Genomic DNA, 1,580 nt, shown 5'->3' with positions numbered 1-1,580 from the left:
AACGGGTTTGTATCCCGTTTCTCCGCTTGCTTCGTCCTTGGCAAAGACGCGGTCGCCGGCCCGGATACGGGCAATGGCTTTGTAGCCGTCTGCCGTTTTGACCAAGGTGCTGCCGTGGAAGGAGCAGGTATAGGATTCTTGAAGAACCTAGTTCCTAATATTCTGTTTCAAATGAAGAAAAGGTCGTCTGAAAAGCCAAACACAGTTTCAGACGACCTTTTGATTGTTGGGTTTTTAATCTACCCTGTTATATAGTGCTTGCACGATTTATATCTAAATAATCAATACCTAGCTCATCAAATCTTGTTTCCAATTCTTCTACCGAATGAGTCTCTAAAAAAAGCCTCTCTTGATGAGTAATCGGCAATAACCAGAAAAATCGGACATTATCCATATATTCCAACTCTTGCCCATAAGGATAAGGCAGAGAAATCAGAAAATGCTGGAAGGATGATTGCTCGACCCACGGTCTGCCGATATTGACCGTTTTTCCTAATTGAAATTGATCAGGATAATGCATACTTGCCGATGCCAGCATCGCCAAGGTCTCAATATGTTCAGGCGTTTCAAACGGGCTGACGATAAAAAACTCCTGTCCTAAAAATGGACCTATCCCAGAGCTGACATAAACCCAAGGCTCATCTGCATGGTTAGGAATCACTTGGAAAACTTGGAAATCGGGAAGTTCTTCTATAATTCTTCCCAATGCCCAAGAAAACCGTTTAATTTCATGATTTATCCAAAAATTTTGCAAGTGGGATAAAACTTTTTGATTATAACTCATGTTTTTTAGCCTGCTCTCGAGAATATTTTGACATACTTGCCCCTTCTTTTCTTTGACATGTTAAGCAAGCGTACTCGACATCCTATTTCCATTGATAGAAAGGTTGTCTGAAACAAATACGGTTTCAGACAACCTTTTGATTGTTGGTTTTTTTTAACCTAACCTACGCTTGCTAATCAAAATTCCATTTTTCCGACATAGTATTTCTCCAAGCGTAACCACCAAGAGGTAAATTACTTAAGAGATTGACTGAGGAATCAATAGTGACAATTTCTTTTAAACTAACTATCACAGCATCTCCTTCATGAATTTCATTGCCATCTAAGAATTGCCACATTCCATCATCAGCATCATGCCATACTTCTAAGATTCCGTTTTTTTTAGACAAAATTCTTCTGGTGGTAATAACAGCAGTATTTTGAGGGTCTTCAAATTTCCATTGCATATTGATACCTATTTATTTGATTTCTTAATATTTTCTCTTCTGGATAAAACCTGTGCATTTTTATAACTATTTGAACCTCCTTTACTTTTTGCTTGCACATGGTCAATCTGCCATTCATTTGATGGGGGGGTGATACCTTTTTGGCTCTTTTTAGGACGAACCAAAACTTCTCCAGATTGGTCAGACTTCACTACCCCTCCGTTTCTATTCATGTTTTCTTGGATGATTGCTTTCTTTTGAGCTGGTGTAAATTTTTTTCCTTCGCCAACAGATTTATTATCCGATAAATTTCCATACGGACACGCATTATGAACCCAAACCCCTTCCGTTTCCGCCTTATCACCCTTGACG

The 1,580-nt window shown here is 39.1% G+C and carries 4 protein-coding genes; all 4 read right to left on the bottom strand.

The features are described from left to right. Nucleotides 1–105 (bottom strand): polymorphic toxin-type HINT domain-containing protein (locus HMPREF2907_RS13590; RefSeq protein WP_318259101.1); only part of this gene is annotated, 105 nt, incomplete at its 3' end. 142 nt (nt 106–247) lie between these two features. Beyond that, nucleotides 248–784 carry a suppressor of fused domain protein gene (locus HMPREF2907_RS08660; protein WP_070682175.1) on the bottom strand — a complete coding sequence of 179 codons (537 nt, stop codon included), beginning with the start codon at nt 782–784 and terminating at the stop codon, nt 248–250. Nucleotides 785–956: 172 nt separating this feature from the next. Beyond that, the gene (locus HMPREF2907_RS08655) at nt 957–1,229 is read right to left on the bottom strand and encodes a hypothetical protein (RefSeq protein WP_070682172.1); all 273 of its coding nucleotides are present in this window, start codon (nt 1,227–1,229) and stop codon (nt 957–959) included. Between the two features lie 8 nt (nt 1,230–1,237). Then, a partial coding sequence (locus HMPREF2907_RS08650; RefSeq protein ID WP_083310719.1) for an HNH endonuclease occupies nt 1,238–1,580 on the bottom strand: 343 nt, incomplete at its 5' end.

The sequence above is a fragment of the Neisseria sp. HMSC055H02 genome, assembly GCF_001813335.1.
Lineage (GTDB): Bacteria > Pseudomonadota > Gammaproteobacteria > Burkholderiales > Neisseriaceae > Neisseria > Neisseria sicca_C.
This window is presented reverse-complemented; position numbering and strand designations above follow the sequence as displayed.

Excerpts from the sequence above, each read along its gene's own strand:
- HMPREF2907_RS08660 (WP_070682175.1), bottom strand. The coding sequence starts at position 784 with ATGAGTTATAATCAAAAAGTTTTATCCCACTTGCAAAATTTTTGGATA.
- HMPREF2907_RS08655 (WP_070682172.1), bottom strand. The coding sequence starts at position 1,229 with ATGCAATGGAAATTTGAAGACCCTCAAAATACTGCTGTTATTACCACC.